Raw genomic sequence first — 22,052 nt, forward strand, 5'->3', positions numbered from 1 at the left:
GAGAGCGTCGCATGCGCCCGGTCACGCCCTGACCAGCCTGGCCGCCTGGGCCAGTTGGGATTGCCCGGGCGTTGCGGCCTCTTCCTTGGCTTCGAACGGCAATTCGATGGTCACGGCAAAGCCGCCCTCCGGCCGGTTGCCCACGTCGAAGCGTTGCTGGCTGCCATAGGCCTGGGCCAGGCGATCGCGGATGTTGGGCAGGCCAACGCCTGTGGAAACCGGATAGCCCGGTGCGTGGGCGCTATCGGCAGAGTCGCTGTGCACGCCGAACAGCGTCGATGGATCGGTGCCCGCTGGCAAGCCCGGCCCGGTGTCCGACACGGTGACTCGCAGCATGGGGCCGACGAGTTGCGCGGAAATGGTGATCTGGGCACCATCCTCGAGCGGGCTGACCGCATACTTGATGGCGTTTTCCACCAGCGGCTGCAGCAGCAGCGAAGGCATCAGCGCGGCGCGGGCGGCATCGTCGATGCGGAATTCGGTGCGCAACCGCTCCTCGAAGCGCATCAGCTCGATGTCGAGGTAGAGCTTGAGCGTCTCCACTTCCTGCGCCACCGTCACCCGGCCCGTCGGCTCGTTGATCAGGGTATAACGCAGGAACGAGGACAGCCGGCTGAGCATGGCATTGGCCGGCTCGGTCTGTTTCAACAGCACCAGCGTGGAAATCGAATTGAGCGTGTTGAACAGGAAGTGCGGGTTGAGCTGGTAGCGCAACATGGCCAGCTGGGCCGAGGTCGCCTGCGCTTCGAGATAGAGCAGCTGGTCGTTCTGCTCTTCCACCTGGATGTAGAAATTGATCGCGTAATAGAGCGCCGACCACGCGCCCAGCAGCGTGAGGTCGATATAGAACACGCCCAGGAACAGCTGGGCAAACCCCGCGTCGCTGCCTGGGCGATAGAGGCTGATCACCCAGGCATCGATGAACGCATAGAGCCCCACCGCCACCGCCAGGACCAGCGCCGTGGCGCCCCAGGTGATGATCGGGCGCCGGTTGATCAGCGCGCGATAGATCACCGACAGGATCGACGAGATCGAAAAGCCGGTGATCGAGGCGATCAGCACGATCAGCAGGAACGACCAGGGCTGGGCATTGGCCAGGCTGGACATCGCGCGCAGCAGCATGGCGCCGCCCCAGCCAACGAACTGGAGCCGCCAGAACGCGCGGTTCTTGTTGCCGAAGAACGGCGTGGGACGAAGCGGCAGCATGGCCATGACCATATCGCTTTAGCGCGGCTGGGGCTGCAGCGCCATGGGGGGCTTGTCCATCGCGGGCGCGGCGGGAACGGGCATCGCCGGGGCGCCCTCTTCGCGGCGGAACAGGCGGGGCCAGTCGGCCTGCGCGGCATTGGCCGTGGCGGCCTTCATCGTGGCGATCTCGGCGGTCATGTCGCGCACGCGGGTGCGCCAGCTGCCGTGATCGGGCGAGGCGATGAAGAGGATTTCATAGCGTGGCCCGATGCGGCGCATCCATGCCATGGCGGCGGCCGGATCATAGCCGGCGTTGTGCAGCAACCACACCGAGAGGCGATCGGCCTCGCGCTCGGTCTTGCGCGTGCTGCCGCCCTGTTCCAGCCAGGTCTGGTGATCGAGCACGGCATGGGCCAACTCGTGCGCCATCAACGCGGCGATTTCCGTCTCGTCCCATTTGGCCACTTCGGCCATGGGGCGGCCGATGCGCACCACATCGCGGTTGGCGCCGGCATTGCCCTTGCTGTCGTCCATCAGGAAGCGCACCTGGCATACCGTCGCGCCGGGGATTGTCATGGTCTTGCCTTGCGCCAGGGCCAGGACCACGCGGCCATCGCGCGCCACATCCTTTTCCAGGGCATCCTGCAGGGCAAACAGGCGATCCCACTTGCCCTGGCGCGGCACCGGCAGGCTGGCGACGGCAAGGCTGCCTACAGCGGTGACCGTGGCGTTGAGCGGCAGGCCGGCGGCATGGGCCGGGCCATCGGCCGCCAGGGCACCAACGCCGATATCGCCAGAAAGGCCATAGACCTGGCGCGCCAGCGCGGGATCATCGAACGTGCGCGCGTCCTGCAGCATCACCCCGATGCCCGGCGCCACGCGCGCGCAGAACCGGGCATTGGCATGGGCCAGGTTCCATCCGATGGTCTGCACGATGATGTCGTCGCGCTGCACTTCATCGATCGGCTGCAGCGTGGCGGCCGCTTGGGCACGGGCGGGGGGCGGGGCAAGCGACAGGGCGGGCAGTGCAAGCGCAAGCGCCAGTGGCGCCGCCAGGGCCCGCCCGCCGATCATGCGCCTTGGGCCTTGTCGCCGGCGCGCGCGGCATCGATCGCCTGCTGCAGCTTTTCGCGGCCCACCGCGCCGCTCAGCAACTGGTCTCCGGCGACCCAGGCGGGCGTGCCGCTCACGCCCAGTTGGCGCGACAGGTCCACGTTGCGTTGCAGTTCCTTGAGCGTTTCGGGCCGTGCGGCAAAGGCATTGGCAGCGGCGGCGTCAAGGCCGGCCTTGCCCGCGGCGGCAGAAATGCTTTCCGCGCTGGGCCGCTCGCCACTGAACATGGCCTTGTGAAACGCCGGATACTTGCCCTGGGCGGCAGCGGCCAGGCCCATGCGCGCGGCCGGCACGCTCTGCGCCGAAATGATCGGCAGTTCGCGCACCACCACTTTGAGATCGGGATTGGCGGCGATCAGCGCTTCCACGTCGGCCACGCTGCCGCGGCAATAGGTGCAGGCAAAATCGGTGAATTCCACCAAGGTCACGCGGCCCTGCGGATTGCCCAGCACGGCGCCGGGAAACGGCGTTTCCAACGCGCCACGCAAGGCGGCGACACGGCTGGCCGCCTCGCGCGCTTCCAGCCGGCCGGCCACTTCGCTCAGGATTTCGGGATGATCGAGCAGGGTCTGGCGCACCAGCCCTTCCAGTGCCACGCGCTCCTTGCCGTCGATCCCGGCATCGGCCAGGGCCTTGGCCAGTTGCGCTTCGTTCATCCCCCCGCCTGCCTGTGCCGACGCCAGGGCATCGTGCTGGCGGCTGGAAGCAACCCACCAGGCAAGGCCAGCGGCCACCAATGCCACCAGCACGAGCAGGATCAGGAAGGAACGGCGTTCGGCAGCAGCAGTCATCGGCTTACTTTTTCTTCCTTTGCCGTTCCATCATGGCCTGGGCCGACATCGCAATGTCTTGCGCGCGCAGCCAGTCGGGGCTGCCCTTGGGCAAGCCATCCTCGGCCGCCTGGGCACTGCGCGCCGCTTCGGGCAACTGCATCTGCATCAATTGCTGCTCGGCACTGGCCAGGCGGGCACGGGGGGTATCCCCTTCGGCCTCGTAGACCACGCCAAGCTGATACCATGCAAACGGATTTTCGCGATCCTTGGCCACGGCGGCCTTGAGCACGCGTTCGGCTTCCGCAAAATTGGCCTTGTCCTCGGTCGCCAGCAGGGCGTGGCCAAACGTGGTGGCGATCAGCGGGTTGTTGCCGGTAAGCTGCGTGGCACGGCGCAAGGGGGGAATGGCATCGGCCGGCTGGCCGGATTCGAGCAGTACCTGGCCCTTGAGCTCCAGCGCATAGGGATCGTCGGGCAACTGGCGCAGCATGGCATCCACCTCGGCCAGCGCTTTGTCCATCAGCGCTTCCTTGTGATAGGCATAGGCGCGCGCATAGTGCGCCGGCGCATCCTGGAGGTAGTCGGGATAGGCGCGCAGGGTATCCTGCGGCTCGGCCAGATAGCCATAGAGCTTGGCCTTCACCCGCACGAACCGCGCCTGCAGCTGCGGGTCCATCGGCGTGTTCCAGGCCGGATCGTGTTCGTAGGTATCCTGCAGCGTGGTCAGGCGGTCGGCGGTCATCGGGTGGGTGGAATAGAACTCGGCATCGGCATTGCGGGTGAAGCCATAGCGGAATTCCTGGTTCTGCAGCTTCTTGAAGAAATCGAGCGAGCCACGCCCGGAAATCCCCGCCTTGGACAGGAACTGCGCGCCGGCGGCATCGGCCTGCGATTCCTGCGCGCGGCTGAACGCCAGGTAGCTGCCGAGTGCCGCCTGCTGCCCGGCCATGAACACGCCCAGGCCAGCGTCGGCCGATCCCGCCGCCGCCGCCAGCCCGCCCAGGAGCAGCGAGAGCAGGGTAATGCCCGTGGCGGGCTTGGACCCGGCCGTGCTGATCACGTGGCCACCGGTGATGTGGCCCAACTCGTGCGCCACCACGCCCTGCACTTCGTTGATATTGTCGGCCGCGCCGATCAGCCCGGAATGGAGATAGACCGCCTGGCCCCCGGCGACGAAAGCGTTGATCGAGCCGTCGTTGAGCAGCACGATATCGACATTGCGCGGATCGAGCCCGGCCGCCTTGATCAGCGGGGCCGACATGTCGCGGAACAGCGCCTCGGTTTCGGCATCGCGCAGGACTTCCTGCGCCATGACCGGCTGGGCCGAAAGCGCCAGGACGGCCACGGCGGAACAGACGCCCGCCAGGCGGCGGCGTAGCGGGGCGAAAGAGAGGGCGCGCATCACGATGCGGTTATTGTGGCGCGGAATGAACCGGTGGTGAAGCGCAAACCTTGGCGATGAAAGCGGCGACCGCCTCAAGGGGGCGGGTTTCGCGGGCAAAGGGCTTGGCAAAGGCCATGATCAGCCGCTCATGATCGACACCATCGAGCACGAGGGCTTGTGTCGGCTGGCCGGCGGCGGTCATCGCGGCGGCCAGGGCCAGGCTGTTGCGCGGCCGCACGCGCGGATCGTCGGCGCCATGCACCAGCAGCAGTGGCGGTGCCCCGGCGTGAACATGGTTGATCGGCTGGGTCTGGGCCAGATCGCCGCAATGGCCGAACGTGGCGATGGAGGCGGGATCGTCCAACGGCAGGAAATCGGCCGGCGTGGCCAGGCCGATCGCCCCGGCCAGGGCGTCGGCGTCAAGCCCCTCGTCGGCCAGCCAGCGCTTGTCGAGCGCCAGGGACAGCGCATTATAGGCCCCGGCCGAATGGCCCATGAGCACCACGCGCTGCGGATCGCCACCCAGCGTGGCGGCATGATCGGCCACCCAGCGCAGCGCCCGCGCCCCATCGGCCAGCATCACCGGCCAGCGGCCCTGCGGCAGCAGGCGATAGCCCGCCAGCACGACCATGCAGCCCTGCGGCGCCGTGGCCGCGATCAGGCTGCGCGCGATGAAGCGATAGTCCTGCGGTCGCCCGCTGTTCCAGGCGCCGCCGTGGATGAACACCACCACCGGCAGCCGCGCGTTGCGTGGCGTGCCGGGTGGCGCGAATACCTCCAGTTGCTGGTGCGGATCGGGGCCATAGCGGGCGCGGGCCACGCGCTCCACACCGCTCTGCCCGCCCTGCTTGGCCAGAGTCAGGGCCAGGTCGGCCGCATCGAGCACGGACACGGGGTTGCGCGCCAGCGCGCGGCGGTAAAGGGCATGGCCGGCAATGCCAGCGGCAGCCAGGCCCACGATCCATCGAGACAAACTCATCGCCTTGCAAACTCAGCCGCCAAGGTGGCGGTTCCCGTGATGATCGCCGCCTTAGGATGTGTTGAGATTTATGAGTTCACGACCTAGGCCAGGGTGGAGCGAGAATGGCTGATTTCGTGACCCGGAACGCAGCGTACTTTTGGCACGTGAGCACCGGCAGCGCGAAAAGCGGCCGTTCGCAGCCCGCCATGGGCTAAATCTCAACACACCCTAGTTCATCAGGCGGCGGGCGGCACGTTCGAGCAAGGGTTCGTCGTCCAGCACTTCGCCCAGCACGGCCAACCGCCCATCGGGCATGCGCCGCACCATGACGAGCGAAAATTCGCGGCCATCGGCGGGAATGTCGTCCAGGCTGCGCGGCGGCAGGGTGCGCAAGCTGGCTTCCAGCGCGGCGCGCGGATCGATGCGGGCCTGGCCTTCCTCGGCCCGGCGCAGGCGGCGTTCGGCCGCCACCACACCCTTGAGGCCGCCCGGCGTTTGCGCCAGGAATGCGCCCAGTTCCCCGCGCGACAGGCCCAGCCGGTGCGCATGGGCCAGGGCCGTTGCATATTCGGTCAGCCGCGTCTTGTCGTGCTGCGCGCCGAACACCAGCTTGACCACCGGGATCAGCGGCGCACGCGCCTGCATGGCAAGGCCGGCGCCGGCCACCAGCGCGGCAAAGTCCTCGGGCTCTGCTTCTGCCGCCAGGGCAAAGTCCCAGGCGCGGCCGATCGCGGCATAGAGCGCCTGGCGGGTGCGATCCTCGCTGCCCACGGCCAGATCCGCCATGGCGCGGGCGCTGGCCAACCAATCGGCCAGGCTTTCGGGCTCGTGCTCGTGCTCGTCGCGCAGCGGCGCAAGGTTGCCGGCGGCCAGCGGATCGAGTGCTGGCAGGATTTCCAGCGCGATATCGCCCAGGTCCAGCGCGTCCAGACCAGCCGGGTGGCCGGCGTCATCGGGGGAAAGATCGTGCGGGTCGCGCGCGCGCAGCGGGCCATCGGCCCACTGGCCCAGCGAATCGGCCAGCGCGCCCCAGCTTTCCTCGCCATCCCCGTCGCCGCGCAGGGCCGGATCGGCAAAGGCAGGCAGCGGCAGATCGGGCGTGGCGTGGCCGGCGCCGCCATGATCGGGACGCAGCGCGGTCACGGCCTTGCGGCGCGGCTTCTTCTCACCCAGCACCAGGCCGATTTCGGCCATGAGTTCGTTGGTCGTGGCCTGGTCGGCCAGTTCCTTCCAGTTGATCACGCCATAGATGTAATCGAGCGTGTCACCACTGGTCGAAAACGGCAGCAGGATGCCACGATAGAGGATGGTGCGGCCGCGCTGGTTGGCAAATTCCGCCTCGAACCCGATCGGCGCCTCGTTGGCCACGATCTGCATGTAGTGGTCGGTGATGCGCGACAGGATCGAGCGGCCGGGCACCTGGCTCAACCGCAAAAGCGGCCCTGCATCCTCGCAATCGGCCAGCAGCGCGCTGCCGACATAGGCGATGGCCGGGTCTTCCAGCCCCCCCTCTTCCAGGCCGGCATCGAAATGCAGCAGCACGGAATGATCGGCAAAATCAGGCAGGTGGCCGGCGAGCAGCGGGCCAGCCAGCGGTAGGCGCGCATCGCCCAGCATGCTCGCCCAGAAATTGTAGGCGCGCACCTGCATCCGTCGCTCGTCTGCGCCCAGGAGCGGCGGCAGCGGCTCGGTCAGGTCGTCCAGATAGCCGTCTGGCAGATCGCCGTCTTGCAAATCATCGTCGGGATCGCCGTTGCCGAACAGGCCCAAATGGGCCGGTCCGTCGGCAAATCCGCGCATGCTGTCCATCGCCAAGGCCCTTCGTCATGCTCCTTGCCGACCCTTTTGGCGCAACATGGTGAAGAAGCGATTAAGTTGCGCCAATGGCAAACCGCGCAAAAATATCGGCAAAAGGCAAAGACGCGGCCCGGCCGCCGTCACCCGCGCGCAGCGATCGCCGCGGCGCGCGCGATCAGCCGCTCGGCCATGTCGCGGTGGAGCAATTCGGCCATCTTGCCGTTCACCCGCAGCGCGCCCACACCGGCATTGGCCGGATCGGCAAAGGCCGCCACGATGGCCTGCGCCTGGGCCAGTTCATCGGCGCCAGGGGCAAACACGCGGTTGGCCACGGGCAGTTGCGCGGGATGGATCAAGGTCTTGCCGTCAAAGCCAAAGGCACGGGCCTGGGCACATTCGGCTTCCAGCAAGGAAAGATCCTCGATCGCGTTGCACACCCCGTCGAGCGCGACCAGGCCATTGGCGCGCGCGGCCAGCACGCATTGCGCCAGCAGCGGCACGAAGGCGTCCCGGCCGGGCGCCTGCGCCATGCCGGTGTCCTTGGCCAGGTCGTTGAGGCCCAGCACCATGCCGGCCAGCCGCGTGGTGGCGGCGCAATCGGCAATGCGCTCTACCGCCAGGGCCGCGCGCGGGGTTTCAATCATCACCCACAGCTGCACGTGGGCGGCAAAGCCGGCGCGGTCCATTGCGGCGGAAAGCGCCACGATATCGGCCGCGTCGTGCACCTTGGGCACCAGCACGGCATCGAGCGAGGCTGGGGCCAGCGCAGCCAGATCGTCATGCCCCCAGGGCGTATCGATGCCATTGCACCGCGCGATCAGGCGGCGGTGGCCAAAGCCACCCGCCTGCGCCTGTTCCACCAGCGCGGCGCGGGCCGCCTGCTTGGCGTGGGGTGCCACGGCGTCTTCCAGGTCGAGCACCACGGCATCGCAATCGAGCGCGCGCGCCTTGGCCATGGCGCGTTCGTTGCTGGCCGGCATGTAGAGTGCAGAGCGCAGCGGGCGGGTATCGTCGGTCATGCGGGTTTCACCCTTGGCGAAGGCACCGGTTCCTTGACGGTATCGACGCGGCCCTCCTCGCGCGCGGGCATCGGCACGAACAGGCGCAGCACGAGGTTGAGCGCGAGCCAGGCAGCGGCGGCATGCAAGGCAAAGGCCAGGCCGCGCTGGTCGGCGATCCAGCCCCAGGCCCAGGCGCCCAGCGCCATCGAGCCGAACGTGATTGCCTGGTAGAGCGAGAGGCAGCGCCCCAGGATCGCCTCGGGCGAACGCAATTGCATGGCAACGTTGAGGCTGGTCATCGCCGCGACCCAGCCCGATCCGGCCACGAAGCCGGCCACGATCGCTGCGGCCAGCGTGGTGGCCTGGGCCAGCAGCAGCAGCGCCCCCAGGAACACCACCGTCGCGCCCGACACGATCGCTTCGGCGCCAAAGCGGCGGCGCGCCCGCGTGACCCACAGCGCGTTGACGATCGAGCCGACCCCGAACGAGCCGAGCATCAGGCCATAGTCCAGCTCGGTGCCGGCCAGCGTATCGTGCGCCACGGCCGGCATCAGCGCCTGGAACGCGCTGGCGCCAAAGCCGAACATCGCGCCGCGCAGCAGCACCTTGCGGATCGGGACGGACCCGGCGCAGAACGCCACGCCCACCTTGATCGAGGCCAGCATCGGCTGGCGCTGCGGTGCGCGCGCTTCGGGCCGCCAGCGCGCCAGCACCACCAGCATGCCGATGTACGACAGGGCATTGGCGGCAAAGGCGGCGCTCACGCTCAGGATCGAGATCATCATCCCGCCCAGCGCCGGCCCCGCGCTGCGCGCCAGATTGGCCGACATGGCGTTGAGGGCGATGGCCTGGGGCAGATCGGCCTTGCCCACCTGGAGCCGGACCGAGGCCTGCCAGGCCGGCTGGTTGATCGCCGTGCCCATGCCCACCATCAGCGTCAGCACGAGCAACGAAAGCGGCCCCAGCATCCCGCGATAGCCCAGCACCGCCAGGACGGCCGACACCACCAGCATTGCGCTTTGCGCCCAGATCATCACCCGGCGCCGGTCGAAATTGTCGGCAATCCCGCCCGCCAGCAGGCCCAGCAGCAGGATCGGCAGGGTGGACGAAGCCTGGACCAGTGCGATCAGCACATGGCTGCGCGTGAGTTCGGTCATCAACCAGGCGGCCGCGGCGGCCTGGATGGTGGAACCCAGGTTGGACACCAGGTTGGCCGTCCAGATCGCGCGGAACGCGGGATAGCCGAAGGGCGCCAGCGCGCCGCCGGTCTTGGGCTGGCCGGTCTTGGGCTGGCCGGTCTCGGGCTGGCCGGTCTTGGGCAGGGAGGGGGCAGTCTCGGTCAAAGCAGATAGCGCATGCGGATCGAAGTGGTCAGTTGCGTCTCGCCCAGGGTAAAGGCGGCGGCGGAAAAGCGTGGCGGGCCAAAGCGGATCGGCGCATCGCGGGAAAAGCCGAAGCCCTCGCGCGGCATCATCAACATCTTGTCGAGCCGGCCATTGGCGTTTTCATCGTGGAACAGCGCGACGGCATAGCGGCCGGGCAGCACGTGCTGGAACGCCACCACATCGTTTCCGGCCGCCGGCACGGTCTGGTGCAGCGCCTGGGGGTCCTTCTCGCAATCGGGAAAGGTGATCGGATCGGCCGTCAGGCACGCCTGGATCAGCCCCTTGTGCGAACGCAGGCCCACCACATCGACCAGCACGGTGGTGCGTTCGGGCAGGGCGGCCCCGCCCTGGCCCAACGCCACCATGCCCAGCGCGGCCCAACGCCAAGCCCGCCGCTTCACCGTGCCGCCCTTTCCGGCCAGCCCGCCAGCCCGGCGTCCGTGCCGCAAAGCCTGTCCCACACGCGAAAATAGAGGCCGTAATTGCACCGATAGCGCTCGTGATGCTGATGATGGTGGCTTGCCGTTATCAACCACTTCCCTGCCCGGGAATGAACCAGCCAGCCCGGAAACACTTCCCAGCCCATGTGGTTGGTCACGCCCATCACGGTCATGACCACCAGCACGGTGGCCAGCATGCCCGCCTGGATCGGCACCACGAAGACCAGCGCGGGAATGAACAGGCCGACCACGGCCGCTTCCACCGGATGAAAGTTCATTGCCGCCCAGGCCGTGGGCGGGCGGCTGGCATGGTGGATGGCGTGGACGCGGCGAAACACCTTGGGCCGGTGCATCCAGCGATGCGTCCAATAGAACCAGGTATCGTGGGCAAACAGATAGACCAGCACCGAAACCGGCATCCACCACAGCGGATAGGCGTTGGGATCGGCATAGATCCGCGTCCAACCGTGCTGTTGCCAGCCCCAGGCGATGACGCCGGCGGGCACGCCATAGATTGCTGCACTGGCCAGGCTCCAGCCGATCTCGCGGCGGATCTGTGCCTCCAGGCCGGCATAGTGGCCGGGCAGGCGCCGCTGCGTGATCCAGGCGAACAGCCCGCTTGCCGCCACATAACGCACCGCGACGATCGCAGTCATGGCGAGCGCCGAAAGCAGCAGCGCGGCAAGTGGAGGACCGTTCATGGTTTTCCTGGGTGGCACGAGGCCGGACATTTTCCAGCGCCCCTATGCCAAGCCGGGCGGGTGCTGCCCAGCTTTTTCGCAATCGCAAAACGATTCGACACGCTCTGGCCGGCCTGCCTTGCAAGCGGGGGGAGGCGCGCCTAGATAACCGGAGCGATTCGGTCTGATTTGGCCTTTCGCGTTCCGCAGGGCAGCTTTGGGCCGCCCCCTAATTGAGCGAGCAGGTGCGATGCGATTGTCGAGCATGGCTGACTATGCCGTTGTCATGATGTGCGCCGCCGCGCGCCATTGCGGCTGCCATAGTGCCGATACGCCGCTGCTTTCGGCCCAGCGCCTGGCCACCGAAACCGGCCTGCCCGCGCCCACCGTGCAAAAACTGGTGAGCAAGATGGCCGCTGCCGGCCTGCTCAAGTCCGTGCGCGGCGCGCGTGGCGGGCTCAAGCTGGCGCGTCCGGCCGCTGCGATCAGCCTGGCCGACATTGTCGAGGCGGTGGAAGGGCCGATTGCCATGGCCGCCTGCAGCGGGCATGGGCGCAGCGATTGCACGCTCGAAGCGGCCTGCGCTGTCCGGCCGCACTGGCCGGCGGTGGACGCAGCGCTGCGCGCCGCGCTTTCGGGTGTGTCGCTGGTACAGCTTGCCCGGCCTGCTCAGTCTCCTAAAGGGGCGCAATCGGGCCAGCTGGCCGTCCCGTCGGCGGCCACCGCCCTGGCCGTCACCCCCATTCCTGCCGAGTTGCCCGCATGACCGATGAAACCCTGAACGACACGCCGGTAAAGGACGAGCCTGTAAAGGATCAGGCCGCGCGCGATGCTGCGGCCCGCGTGGCCGAGTACGAACACGGCTGGTCTTCGGACATCGAGCAGGAATATGGCCCCAAGGGCCTGTCCGAAGACACCGTGCGCTTCATTTCGGCCAAGAAGGACGAGCCGGAGTGGATGCTGGAATGGCGGCTCAAGGCCTATCGCCACTGGCTGACCATGCCCATGCCCGACTGGGCCAAGCTGCAGATCCCGCCGATCGATTATCAGGAAGCCTACTATTGGGCCGCGCCCAAGAAGAAGGACGGGCCCAAGTCCTTGGACGAGGTCGATCCCGAAATCCTGCGCGTCTATGAAAAGCTGGGCATCCCGCTAGCCGAGCAGGAAGTGCTGGCCGGGGTGGAAGGCGCGCGCCGCGTGGCGGTGGACGCGGTGTTCGACAGCGTTTCGGTCGCCACCACGTTCCGCAAGGAACTGGAAGCGGCCGGCGTCATCTTCCGCTCGATCAGCGAGGCGATCCGCGAGTTTCCCGATCTGGTGCGGCGCTGGCTGGGCAAGGTCGTGCCGATGCACGACAACTATTTCGCGGCCTTGAACTGCGCGGTTTTTTCCGACGGCACCTTCGTCTACATTCCCGAAGGCGTGCGCTGCCCGATGGAGCTGTCGACCTATTTCCGCATCAACGCGGAAAATACCGGTCAGTTCGAACGCACCCTGATCGTGGCCGACAAGGGCGCCTATGTCTCTTACCTGGAAGGCTGCACCGCGCCCCAGCGCGACGAGAACCAGCTTCACGCCGCCGTGGTGGAACTGGTCGCGCTCGATGACGCGGAAATCAAGTATTCCACGGTGCAGAACTGGTATCCCGGCGATGCGCAGGGCAAGGGCGGGATCTACAACTTCGTGACCAAGCGCGCGCTGTGCCAGGGCGCGCGGTCCAAGGTTTCATGGACCCAGGTGGAAACCGGCTCTGCCGTGACGTGGAAGTATCCCAGCTGCGTCTTGAACGGCGAGGATTCGGTGGGCGAATTCTATTCCGTGGCCGTCACCAACAATTACCAGCAGGCCGATACCGGCACCAAGATGATCCACAACGGCAAGCGCAGCCGCTCGACCATCGTGTCCAAGGGGATCAGCGCGGGCAAGTCCAACAACACCTATCGCGGCCTGGTGCGCGTGGCCCCGCAGGCCGAGGGCGTGCGCAATTTCACCCAGTGCGACAGCCTGTTGCTGGGCGCGGAATGCGGCGCGCACACCGTGCCCTATATCGAAGTGCGCAACCCTTCGGCCACGATTGAGCACGAGGCGACGACGAGCAAGATCAGCGATGATCAGCTGTTCTATGCCATGCAGCGCGGGCTGGACCAGGAACAGGCCGTGGCGCTGATCGTCAACGGCTTTGCCAAGGAAGTCTTGCAGCAGCTGCCCATGGAATTTGCCGTGGAAGCGCAGAAGCTCCTGGGCATCAGCCTGGAAGGCAGCGTGGGATGAGCGCGCTGCTGGTCATGGCCCTGGCCACGGTGACCGCGCCCGACAGCGCCCCGGCACTGGCGGCGGTGCAGAAGTGCGACAAGCAGGCGATGCGCGCGATGGCGACCGACGAGCCGCACCGCCGCACCCAGTTTGCAGCTGCCGCCTATGCCGAGCAGCGCGCGATCGCGCAGGAACGCGCCGCGCTGCTCGATGTCCAGATTTCCGGCACCCCCAGCGGCGCTGCCACCACGGCTAACGCCCTGGCCCAGATCGACGCCCGGCAGAAAGAGCTGGACGACGTGAAGGCCATCGAAAAATCGTGGCGCGACCTGTTCGACGAGGTTCGCGCCGACTTCCTTGCCAATTGCTCGAGCGGAAAACGCAATGCTGACGATAAGTGACCTCTCCAACGAAATCGCCGGCAAGGCCATTCTCAAGGGGCTTTCGCTCACGATCAACGCGGGTGAGATCCACGCGATCATGGGGCCGAACGGCGCCGGCAAATCGACCCTGGCCTATACCCTCGGCGGGCGCCCCGGCTATGCAGTGACCGGCGGCAGCGCCACGTTCGACGGGCAGGACCTGCTCGCCATGGACCCGCACGAGCGCGCGGCGGCCGGGCTGTTCCTGGGTTTCCAGTATCCGGTGGAAATCCCCGGCGTGTCCAACCTGCAATTCCTGCGCGAGGCGCTCAACGCGCAGCGCAAGAGCCGTGGCGAAGAACCGCTGTCGGGCGGCGCGTTCCTCAAGCTGGCACGCGAGAAGGCCGACCTTTTGCGCATGGACATGGACATGCTCAAGCGCCCGGTGAACGTGGGCTTTTCCGGCGGCGAGAAGAAGCGCGCGGAAATGGTCCAGATGGGCATTCTCGATCCCAAGCTGGCGATCCTGGATGAAACCGATTCGGGCCTGGATATCGACGCACTGCGCATCTGCGGCGAAGGGATCAACGCGATCATGCGCAAGCCCGACAAGGCCGTGCTGCTGATCACGCATTACCAGCGCCTGCTCGATTACGTGAAGCCCGATTTCGTCCACGTGCTGGCCGGCGGGCGCATCGTCCGCTCGGGCGGGGCGGAACTGGCGCACGAGCTTGAACAGCATGGCTACGAGGCGGTGGCGTGACCACCGCCGCGCTCCTTCCCACCAAAGCGGACGAGGCGTTCCGCTATGCGGATCTTGCCGCGCTCGCCACGCTCTGGCCCTTGCCGGCCGAGGCGGTGGACGTGGCGGCGGGCGAGAGCGGCAGCCTTTCGGTGGTGCTGGCGGGCAATGCCCCGGCAGCACGCGACCTGGCGATCACGCTGGGCGAGGGCGCCAGCTATGACTTGCGCCTGCTCAACGCCGGTGGCGCCTATGGCCGCATCGCGGTGACCGTGCGGCTGGCCAAGGGCGCAAAGTTCCATCTTGGCGCGGCGCAACTGGGCGGCGGCGACCAGACGCTGGAAATCGTGACCGAGGTTGTCCATGCCGAGCCGGACGCGCAATCCAGCCAGGTGGTGCGCTCGGTCCTGGCGGGCCATGCCACCGGCACATACCTGGGCCGCGTGGTGGTGGATCGCGGCGCGGTGGGCACCGACGGCGAACAGTCGATCCGTGCCATGCTGCTCGATCGCACGGCCACGGCCAATGCCCGGCCCGAACTGGAAATCTATGCCGACGACGTGAAGTGCGCGCATGGCTGCGCCGTGGGCGAGCTGGATGCGCAGGGCCTGTTCTACCTGCAATCGCGTGGGTTGCCGCCGGCAGAGGCCAAGAAGCTGATGCTCCAGGCCTTTATCGCCGAAGCGTTCGTCGATGCGCCCGAAGAAGAGGTGCTGACGCAGGCCGCGCTCCAGGCACTGGGAGGCCTGCTGTGAGCACGCTTGCCACAGCACCGCTGACGCAGGCTGCCGAATGGCCGGGCCTGGTCAACCCGGACGGCTCGCGCTGGCACTACCTCGATACCGGGGCCACCGCGCAAAAGCCGCGCGTAGTGATCGACGCGGTCACCCGCGCCATCGGCGTGGACTATGCCACCGTGCATCGCGGGGTTTACACCCGCTCGGCCGAAATGACGCTGGGCTTTGAAGCCGCGCGGCGCAAGGTGGCCGGCTTGTTCGGCGCGGACGAGGGCGAGATCGTCTTCACCCGCGGCGCGACCGAGGCGATCAACCTGGTCGCGCAGACCTGGGGCCTGGCCAATCTCAAGGCCGGCGACCGCGTGCTGCTCTCGACGCTGGAACACCATTCCAACATCGTGCCCTGGCAATTGCTGGCGCAGCGCACCGGCATTGCCATCGACGTCTGCCCGCTGACCGAAGATGGCAAGATCGATCTCGACGCGGCGGAAGCCATGCTTACCCCGGCGCACAAGCTGGTGGCCTTTGCCCATGTGTCCAACGTGCTGGGCAGCGTGCTCGATGCGCCGCGCGCGGTGGCACTGGCCCATGCCGTGGGCGCCAAGATCCTGCTCGATGGCTGCCAGGCCGTGGCGCGGCTGGTGGTGGACGTGAAGGCGCTCGACGTCGATTTCTATGCCTTTTCCGGGCACAAGCTCTATGGCCCGACCGGCATCGGCGCGCTCTATGGCAAGGCAGACCTGCTCGCGGCCATGCCGCCGTGGCAGGGCGGCGGCGCGATGATCGATCGCGTTTCGTTTGCCGGCACCACTTTTGCCCCCGCGCCGCAGCGGTTCGAGGCGGGCACGCCAGCCATTGTCGAGGCGATCGGCCTGGGCGTGGCGGTGGATTATGTGCAGGGCGTGGGCCTTGCGGCCATCCAGGCCCACGAAACCGCACTGGTGCGCGCCACGCGCGATGCCTTGCGCGGGTTGAACAGTGTGCGCGTGTTCGGGCCGGACGATGCCGCCGGCGCTGTCAGTTTCGTGATCGAGGGGGTGCATCCGCACGACCTTGGCACCATATTGGACGAGGAAGGCGTGGCGATCCGCGCCGGCCACCATTGCGCCCAGCCCCTGATGGAACACCTGGGCGTGCCGGCCACGGCCCGCGCCAGCTTTGGCATCTACAGCGACGAAAGCGATGTTGCCGCCCTGGTGCGCGGCATCGAGCGAACCTTGAGGATTTTCGGATGAGCGCCGATACCCCCCGCTTCACCGTCGAGGAAGTCGACGCCGTCAACCCGCCGCGCCGCGCGCACGTGGACGACATTCCCGAGCCTGCGCCTGAAGCGCCGGCCGAGCGCAAGCGCGACTATCTGTCGGGCTTCCTGGCGGAAAAGCCGCAAGGCGTGAAGCCGGGCGAGCCAGGTGGCGAAATCTATGACGGCGTGGTTGCCGCGCTGCGCGACATCTTCGACCCGGAAATCCCGGTCAATATCTATGACCTGGGCCTGATCTATGGCGTGGACGTGGCCGACGACGGGCACGTGGCCGTGACCATGACGCTCACCACCCCGCATTGCCCGGTGGCCGAATCCATGCCGGGCGAAGTGGAACTGCGCGTGGGCGCCGTGCCCGGCGTGCGCGATGCCGAAGTGAACCTGGTATGGGACCCGCCGTGGGACCCGCAAAAGATGAGCGATGAAGCCAAGCTCGAACTCGGGATGCTCTAAGCCATGACCGAAACCATTACCCGCACTCGCCGCGAACGCCCTGCTGCGGTACTGCTCACGCCCTCGGCGCAGGCGCGCATTGCCACGCTGATGGCCAGCGCTCCGGCCGATTCCATCGGCGTCAAGCTGTCCACCCCGCGTCGGGGCTGCTCGGGCCTCGCCTATTCGGTGGATTACGTGAACACCGCCAACCCGCTGGACGAGCGCATCGAAACCCCCGGCGGCACGCTGTTCATCGATGGCGCCTCGGTGCTCTATCTGATCGGCAGCACGATGGACTGGGTGGAAGACGATTTCCAGGCCGGCTTCGTGTTCAATAACCCCAATGCCAAGGGCACTTGCGGCTGCGGCGAAAGCTTCACCATTTAAATTGCGCGTTGGCACCCCCGGCGCGAGCCGGTAAAGCCGCGCGCATGAGCCAATTCACCATTCCGGGGTTCGACCTCGCCGCGTTCGTCCAGGCCACTTTGGCCGAAGACCTGGGCCATGGCCTGCCCGGCGGCGGCGCTGACGTCACGAGCGAAAGCGTGATCCCCGCTGATGCCCGCTTTGCCGGGGTGATGGACAGCCGCGACGCCATCACCGTCTGCGGCTTGCCGATTGCCGCCGCATTCTTCCGCGCACTCGATCCGGCGATGGAGATCGACATCCTGGTGGCCGAAGGCGCGCGCGTGGCGCCCGGCACGGCGCTGATGCGCCTGTCGGGCTATGCCCGCGCCATGCTCACCGCCGAACGCTCGGCGCTCAACACCGTGCAGCACTTGTCGGGCGTGGCCACGCTCACCCGTGAATACGTCGATGCCATGGGGCAGACCAAGGCCCGCCTGCTCGATACGCGCAAGACCATTCCCGGCTTCCGCCACCTGGAAAAGTATGCCGTGCGCACCGGCGGCGGGCACAACCACCGCATGGGCCTGTGGGATGCGGCGATGATCAAGGACAACCACGTGCTGGTGGCCGGCGGCGTGGCCGAGGCGGTGCGCCGCGCCCTGGCTGCCGGGGTGAAGGACGTGATCTGTGAAGTCGACCGTCTCGACCAGATCGAACCGGCCCTGGCCGCCGGCGCCACGCGCCTGCTGCTCGACAACATGGGGCCTGATCTCTTGCGCCAGGCCGTGGCGCTTGTCGCGGGCCGCGTGCCGACCGAGGCTTCGGGCGGGGTGCGGCTCGATACGATCGGCGCGATCGCCGCCTCGGGCGTGGACTATGTCTCGGTCGGTCGCCTCACGCAAAGCGCGCCGGCGGCCGATATCGGCCTCGATTTCTCCCCGCTTTGACAGGTGCCGCGATGAAGAAATGGCCGCTGCTTGCCGCTGCTCTGGTCCTGGCGCTGCCGTCTGCCACCTTGGCGGCCGAGGCGCCGTCGTGCCGCCTGCCCCCGCGTATCGCGCCAGAGCCGCTGCCTGCGCCCGACGGGCCGCGCCGCACCGGGCCGACGACCGGCACCACGCTGGCGCTGTCGTGGTCGCCGCAGTTCTGCCGCAACCATGTGGGTGACGCCATCGGCGGTACGCAGTGCGATGGTAGCCTGGGCCGCTTCGGCTTCGTGCTGCACGGGCTCTGGCCCGATGGCCTGCCCGGCCAGTGGCCGCAATGGTGCCCGGCCACGGTGCCCAGCGCGGAAACCCTGCGCCGGTCCTTGTGCATGACGCCATCGGCCCGCCTGCTGGCGCACGAATGGGCCAAGCACGGCAGTTGCATGGCGCCCACGCCCGAGGCCTATTTTGCCCAAGGCGCGCGCCGCCTGGCCGCGCTGCACCTGCCCGATATGGAAGGCCTGTCGCGCCGCCGCGTGCTGACCGCGGGCGACTTGCGCCGCGCGTTCATCGCCCGCAATCCGCGGCTCACGCCCGAATCGATCCGCATCAACGCCAATTCGGGCGGCTGGTTGCAGGAAGTGCAACTCTGCTCCGATACCGCAGACCGGCCCAAGGCATGTGACGGGGCAGGGCTGGACGATGGCAGTCTGCTGCGCATCTGGCGGATCAAGCGCTAAGCCGCGCCGGTATTCCGTTCCAGCAGAAGCAGCGGCACATCCCGGCCAGGATCGGGTTGCTCGGCGTAAGCAACAAAGCCCAGCCGGGCTGCCAGCGCGAGCGACGGCGCATTGTCGCCATCGATCATGCAGGCCACGCGGCGCGGGCCGTGGGCCTGGTCGAACCAGTCCAGTGCGGCGGCCATGGCTTCGCGCGCCAGGCCCTGGCCCCAGCAGGATTCGGCAAAGATCCACCCGGCTTCGGGCACGTCGTCCAGCCCCTCGCCAAAGCCGCGCCAGGAATGGAACACCCCGGCGATGCCGATCACCGCATCGTCATCACGCCGGCGGCAGGTGAAAATGCCATAGCCATAGAGCGCCCAGGAACCGGCATTGCGCAGCAGGCGCTGGAATTCCTCCACCGCCCCGGTCGGGCGGTTGCCCAGATGGCGGCGCACGGCCTCGGGCGCCAGCAGGTCCACAAGGCCGGCATGGTCACGGGGGTGGGGGTGCCAGAGCGCCAGGCGCTCGGTCAGCAGGGCAGGTTGGGGATCGGTTTCCATGGCGCAAGCCTGCCCGATCGCCTGATCTAAGTGAAGGGATCAGGCGTCGAAAAAGCGCCAGGGCCCGGCCGGAATGCCAGCCAGGAGCCAGTGCAGCGCGGTGATCAGCCCCCAGGCGATCAGCGCCCCGCCCCAGGCCCAGCCCAGGCCACCCAGGTGGCGCAGATCGGGCCAGAACGGTGAGCGGCGCGACCAGATGCGCCATTCCTTGTCATAGAGCGACTGGAACTTGGTATCCTGGGCGCGGGCGCCACCCACCGCCATCAATGCCAGCCCGCCGTTGAGCAGCAGCGAGCGCAGGCTGGGGGCAATGAACAAGTGCGACACGCCCCACAGCGCGATGGCAAACATCATCGGGTGGCGCGTCACGCGGAACACGCCCTGCGGCAGCGCGGTGGACAGCCCATTCATGTTGCGCGGCGCCAATGCGGGATTGCGCGAGAACGAGGCGAGCAGCAGCGCGGTGGCGGTAAAGCTGAGCAGCGAGGCGACCAGCCACGGCAGGGTGGCATAGCCATCCCACAGCATCGGCCCGTCGGGCGTGCGATCGTGCGCGATCAGCACCAAGGCCAGGGCGATGACCGCGACGATCGAATAGACCGCCCTAAAGCCGTTCAGGCCCAAGGACTTGATCGCGGGTTTGCGCAGCGGGTGTGACAGTATCCAGTGAGTCCCGGCAAAGAACAGCATCGCCAGGGCCAGTGGTAAGTGTGATTCGAACAAGACAAGCTCCGTCAAACCCGCATTGCAGCCGCCCTGGCACGCCGCAACACTGCCTAACAATTGTTTACCATCTTCTCCCGACAAGCATAGCCTGCCAACGTACCAGCAGTGCGTCCTTTTCAGGGACGGTTACCTCCAAATCGGTGCAAATCTCGGCCCATCCTTGTTTAGCGCACGCCGTGCATCAACTTGCGCAGCACGCCGGACAACAGCAGCAGAACGACGCCGATGCCGACGGCAAACCAGCCGATCACGTTGAAAACGCTGGTATAGGTATCCAGGCTCAGTTTGAGATTGGTAACCTCTCCCCCTACGGTTTCTACGCTTGCCACCTGCGCAACGATTCCGCCGACATATTGTGCCATCGCGATCGAAAGATACCACACGCCCATCATCAGCCCGACGATGCGCGCCAGCGACAGCTTGGTGATCATGCTCATGCCCACGGGCGAAATGCACAGTTCGGCCACCGAGTGGATGAGGTAGAGGCCCGCCAGCCACCACACCGAAACCTTGAAATCGGCCCCGGCAAAGCGCGTGCCCCACACCAGGAACAGGAAGCCTGCGCCAACACCGGCCAGCGCCACGCCGAACTTGACCGGGATCGACGGCTCCAGCCCGCGCGCGGCGAGCTTGCCCCACAGGATGGTCAGCAGCGGCGCCAGGGTGACGATGAACAGCGCGTTGAAGAACTGCGTCTGCCCGGCCGAAATGCTGAACAAGCCGAACACCGAAAGATCGGTGTTGCGATCGGCAAACAGGGTGAGCGATGAACCGGCCTGTTCGAACAGGGTCCAGAACACGGTGTTGAACGTGGTCAGCACCATGGCCGCCACCATCATTTCGAATTCCGCCCGGTTGCCGGTGCGCCAGGCATAGACCAGGATCGTCGGCACGCCGATCAGGAAGCTGGCGAACAGGATCTTGCCCAGCAGCGGCAGCGCCAGGATATAAGCCCACAGGCTCGATCCGGCGGCCACGGGCCGGGCGTCCAGCAGGTTCTGGAACAGCAGGATCACCGCGCCCACGGCGACCACGCCACCGACATAGATCAGCGGCGCCAGATCACGCCCGCTGCGCGCCGGCGGCTCGCCATAGCCAGACAGGCGCCCGCCATCGAACTGGATCAGCGCCCAGGCCACCGCCATGCCCACGGCTGCCAGGCCGAATCCGGCCCACCAGCCCACCGCATCGGCCAGCCAGGGGCACAGGATCTGCGAAAACAGCGATCCCAGGTTGATGCCCATGTAGAAGATGGTGAAGCCCGCGTCGCGTTGTCGGTCTCCCGGTGCATAGAGTTCGCCCACCACCGTGGCGAGGTTGGGCTTGAAGAAGCCGTTGCCCACCGCCACCAGCGACAGGCCCAGCAGCATCAGCAGGACATAGAACGAAGACCGCGTGCCGCTGGTGGCAAATTCGTTGCCCGGCACAGTGCGCGCCACGTGGCCATCGGCTGCGAGCAGGGCCACGCTGCCATCGGCATTGCCCTTGATCTGCAATTTCTCGCCGGCGATGACGACATAGCGCTTTTCCAGGCCGCTGGCCGTGGGGCGGTCCACCACGTTATCGGCCACCACGTCATAGCGCTGGCCCGCGATTTCGGCGTGCGGCTTGGCGGTTTCGCCGCCAAAGCACAGCACGAAATAACCCAGCGACATCATGATCGCGCCATATTTGACCGAACGCTTGGACCCGAGCACGCGGTCGGCGATCAGCCCGCCGACCAGCGGCGTGAGATAGACCAGCGCGGCAAAACCGCCATAGAGGCCGTTGGTGGTGCTGTCGCTGAACAGGAAATGCTTGGTCAGGTACAGCGTGAGCAGCGCCCGCATGCCGTAAAAGCCGAAGCGTTCCCACATTTCGGTGGTGAACAGGCGGGCCAGTTGGCGCGGATGGCCAAACCAGCCGGTGTCGCCATGGGCGGCATTGGCCGGCGGGGATTGGGGCGGGGTCGCCTCGGTCATGCGTGGATGCGCTCCATGAAAAGCCCCGCCTGCGAATGCGGATCGGCAGGCGGGGGCCAGTTCAGTTTCGCCGGAAACTAACCGGATTGTGCGCTTTGGAAAGGCGCTATTTGTGTCGCTGCCCCGCTTTGCAACGAATGTGCGCCGCTGCGGGCACGGGCTGCATGATCGTTTCGCGCCGGCCGGCTGCGCCGAAATCAACCCGCACGCGCCGTGCCCAGGCCGGTCTGCGCCGTGCCTGACGGGGCGGCCGTGAAAAAATTCTGCAACGATCGGCCTAAATGCCCCATTTTAGGC

At 67.2% G+C, this 22,052-nt stretch carries 23 protein-coding genes; 10 read left to right on the forward strand and 13 right to left on the reverse strand.

The window, feature by feature from the left end; translation table 11 throughout:
• Positions 1-21: 21 nt before the first annotated feature.
• The 10 genes from FHW94_RS10900 to FHW94_RS10945 all read right to left on the reverse strand — a co-directional run bounded on the left by FHW94_RS10900 (position 22) and on the right by FHW94_RS10945 (position 10,743).
• Positions 22-1,212: a histidine kinase gene (locus FHW94_RS10900; protein ID WP_168555846.1), complete on the reverse strand. Its 1,191-nt coding sequence runs from the start codon at positions 1,210-1,212 to the stop codon at positions 22-24.
• A gap of 12 nt (positions 1,213-1,224) precedes the next feature.
• Positions 1,225-2,262, reverse strand: a complete 1,038-nt coding sequence (locus tag FHW94_RS10905; RefSeq protein ID WP_168555847.1) for a hypothetical protein — start codon at positions 2,260-2,262, stop codon at positions 1,225-1,227.
• Positions 2,259-3,092 (reverse strand): DsbA family protein, encoded by an 834-nt coding sequence (locus FHW94_RS10910; RefSeq protein WP_168555848.1) that lies wholly within the window; start codon positions 3,090-3,092, stop codon positions 2,259-2,261. The genes FHW94_RS10905 and FHW94_RS10910 overlap by 4 nt, the downstream gene beginning before the upstream one ends.
• A gap of 4 nt (positions 3,093-3,096) precedes the next feature.
• Positions 3,097-4,476, reverse strand: a complete 1,380-nt coding sequence (locus FHW94_RS10915; RefSeq protein WP_168555849.1) for a M48 family metalloprotease — start codon at positions 4,474-4,476, stop codon at positions 3,097-3,099.
• Between the two features lie 10 nt (positions 4,477-4,486).
• Positions 4,487-5,431, reverse strand: a complete 945-nt coding sequence (locus FHW94_RS10920; protein ID WP_246866067.1) for an alpha/beta hydrolase — start codon at positions 5,429-5,431, stop codon at positions 4,487-4,489.
• 216 nt (positions 5,432-5,647) lie between these two features.
• Positions 5,648-7,228: a hypothetical protein gene (locus FHW94_RS10925; protein WP_168555851.1), complete on the reverse strand. Its 1,581-nt coding sequence runs from the start codon at positions 7,226-7,228 to the stop codon at positions 5,648-5,650.
• 128 nt (positions 7,229-7,356) lie between these two features.
• Entirely contained in the window at positions 7,357-8,235 is an 879-nt protein-coding gene (locus FHW94_RS10930) for a CoA ester lyase (RefSeq protein WP_168555852.1), read from the reverse strand.
• Positions 8,232-9,560: an MFS transporter gene (locus FHW94_RS10935; RefSeq protein WP_246866068.1), complete on the reverse strand. Its 1,329-nt coding sequence runs from the start codon at positions 9,558-9,560 to the stop codon at positions 8,232-8,234. Before FHW94_RS10935 ends, FHW94_RS10930 begins: the two co-directional genes overlap by 4 nt.
• Positions 9,557-10,003: a DUF2141 domain-containing protein gene (locus FHW94_RS10940; RefSeq protein ID WP_248290465.1), complete on the reverse strand. Its 447-nt coding sequence runs from the start codon at positions 10,001-10,003 to the stop codon at positions 9,557-9,559. Before FHW94_RS10940 ends, FHW94_RS10935 begins: the two co-directional genes overlap by 4 nt.
• Positions 10,000-10,743 carry a sterol desaturase family protein gene (locus FHW94_RS10945; protein WP_168555853.1) on the reverse strand — a complete coding sequence of 248 codons (744 nt, stop codon included), beginning with the start codon at positions 10,741-10,743 and terminating at the stop codon, positions 10,000-10,002. Before FHW94_RS10945 ends, FHW94_RS10940 begins: the two co-directional genes overlap by 4 nt.
• Positions 10,744-10,972: 229 nt before the next feature.
• Between FHW94_RS10945 and FHW94_RS10950 the strand changes: the two genes are divergently transcribed.
• From FHW94_RS10950 to FHW94_RS10995, 10 genes are read left to right on the forward strand one after another with little or no spacing between them, the layout of a single operon-like run.
• Positions 10,973-11,488, forward strand: coding sequence for an Rrf2 family transcriptional regulator (locus FHW94_RS10950; protein ID WP_168555854.1), 516 nt, complete (start codon positions 10,973-10,975; stop codon positions 11,486-11,488).
• Positions 11,485-12,993 carry a Fe-S cluster assembly protein SufB gene (sufB, locus tag FHW94_RS10955; RefSeq protein WP_168555855.1) on the forward strand — a complete coding sequence of 503 codons (1,509 nt, stop codon included), beginning with the start codon at positions 11,485-11,487 and terminating at the stop codon, positions 12,991-12,993. Before FHW94_RS10950 ends, sufB begins: the two co-directional genes overlap by 4 nt.
• Positions 12,990-13,376: a hypothetical protein gene (locus FHW94_RS10960; protein ID WP_168555856.1), complete on the forward strand. Its 387-nt coding sequence runs from the start codon at positions 12,990-12,992 to the stop codon at positions 13,374-13,376. Before sufB ends, FHW94_RS10960 begins: the two co-directional genes overlap by 4 nt.
• The gene (gene sufC / locus FHW94_RS10965) at positions 13,360-14,100 is read left to right on the forward strand and encodes a Fe-S cluster assembly ATPase SufC (RefSeq protein WP_168555857.1); all 741 of its coding nucleotides are present in this window, start codon (positions 13,360-13,362) and stop codon (positions 14,098-14,100) included. The genes FHW94_RS10960 and sufC overlap by 17 nt, the downstream gene beginning before the upstream one ends.
• Positions 14,097-14,834, forward strand: a complete 738-nt coding sequence (locus FHW94_RS10970) for a SufD family Fe-S cluster assembly protein (RefSeq protein ID WP_168555858.1) — start codon at positions 14,097-14,099, stop codon at positions 14,832-14,834. The genes sufC and FHW94_RS10970 overlap by 4 nt, the downstream gene beginning before the upstream one ends.
• Positions 14,831-16,051 carry a cysteine desulfurase gene (locus FHW94_RS10975; RefSeq protein WP_168555859.1) on the forward strand — a complete coding sequence of 407 codons (1,221 nt, stop codon included), beginning with the start codon at positions 14,831-14,833 and terminating at the stop codon, positions 16,049-16,051. Before FHW94_RS10970 ends, FHW94_RS10975 begins: the two co-directional genes overlap by 4 nt.
• On the forward strand, positions 16,048-16,530 hold the full coding sequence (locus tag FHW94_RS10980; protein ID WP_168555860.1) for an SUF system Fe-S cluster assembly protein: 483 nt from the start codon (positions 16,048-16,050) through the stop codon (positions 16,528-16,530). Before FHW94_RS10975 ends, FHW94_RS10980 begins: the two co-directional genes overlap by 4 nt.
• A gap of 3 nt (positions 16,531-16,533) precedes the next feature.
• Positions 16,534-16,899 carry an iron-sulfur cluster assembly accessory protein gene (locus FHW94_RS10985; RefSeq protein WP_168555861.1) on the forward strand — a complete coding sequence of 122 codons (366 nt, stop codon included), beginning with the start codon at positions 16,534-16,536 and terminating at the stop codon, positions 16,897-16,899.
• Positions 16,900-16,943: 44 nt separating this feature from the next.
• Complete coding sequence (gene nadC, locus FHW94_RS10990; RefSeq protein WP_168555862.1) at positions 16,944-17,807, forward strand: carboxylating nicotinate-nucleotide diphosphorylase; 864 nt, start codon at positions 16,944-16,946, stop codon at positions 17,805-17,807.
• An 11-nt stretch (positions 17,808-17,818) separates the two neighbouring features.
• Positions 17,819-18,526, forward strand: coding sequence for a ribonuclease T(2) (locus FHW94_RS10995; RefSeq protein ID WP_168555863.1), 708 nt, complete (start codon positions 17,819-17,821; stop codon positions 18,524-18,526).
• Here FHW94_RS10995 and FHW94_RS11000 read toward each other — a convergent pair.
• From FHW94_RS11000 to FHW94_RS11010, 3 genes are all read right to left on the reverse strand, one after another.
• Positions 18,523-19,068 carry a GNAT family N-acetyltransferase gene (locus FHW94_RS11000; RefSeq protein ID WP_168555864.1) on the reverse strand — a complete coding sequence of 182 codons (546 nt, stop codon included), beginning with the start codon at positions 19,066-19,068 and terminating at the stop codon, positions 18,523-18,525. The two genes, FHW94_RS10995 and FHW94_RS11000, sit on opposite strands and share 4 nt — an antisense overlap.
• 39 nt (positions 19,069-19,107) lie before the next feature.
• On the reverse strand, positions 19,108-19,791 hold the full coding sequence (locus FHW94_RS11005; RefSeq protein WP_168555865.1) for an NnrU family protein: 684 nt from the start codon (positions 19,789-19,791) through the stop codon (positions 19,108-19,110).
• Between the two features lie 167 nt (positions 19,792-19,958).
• Positions 19,959-21,755, reverse strand: a complete 1,797-nt coding sequence (locus tag FHW94_RS11010) for a peptide MFS transporter (RefSeq protein ID WP_168555866.1) — start codon at positions 21,753-21,755, stop codon at positions 19,959-19,961.
• Positions 21,756-22,052 lie beyond the last annotated feature (297 nt).

This window comes from Novosphingobium sp. SG720, assembly GCF_012275365.1.
GTDB classification, from domain to species: domain Bacteria; phylum Pseudomonadota; class Alphaproteobacteria; order Sphingomonadales; family Sphingomonadaceae; genus Novosphingobium; species Novosphingobium rhizosphaerae.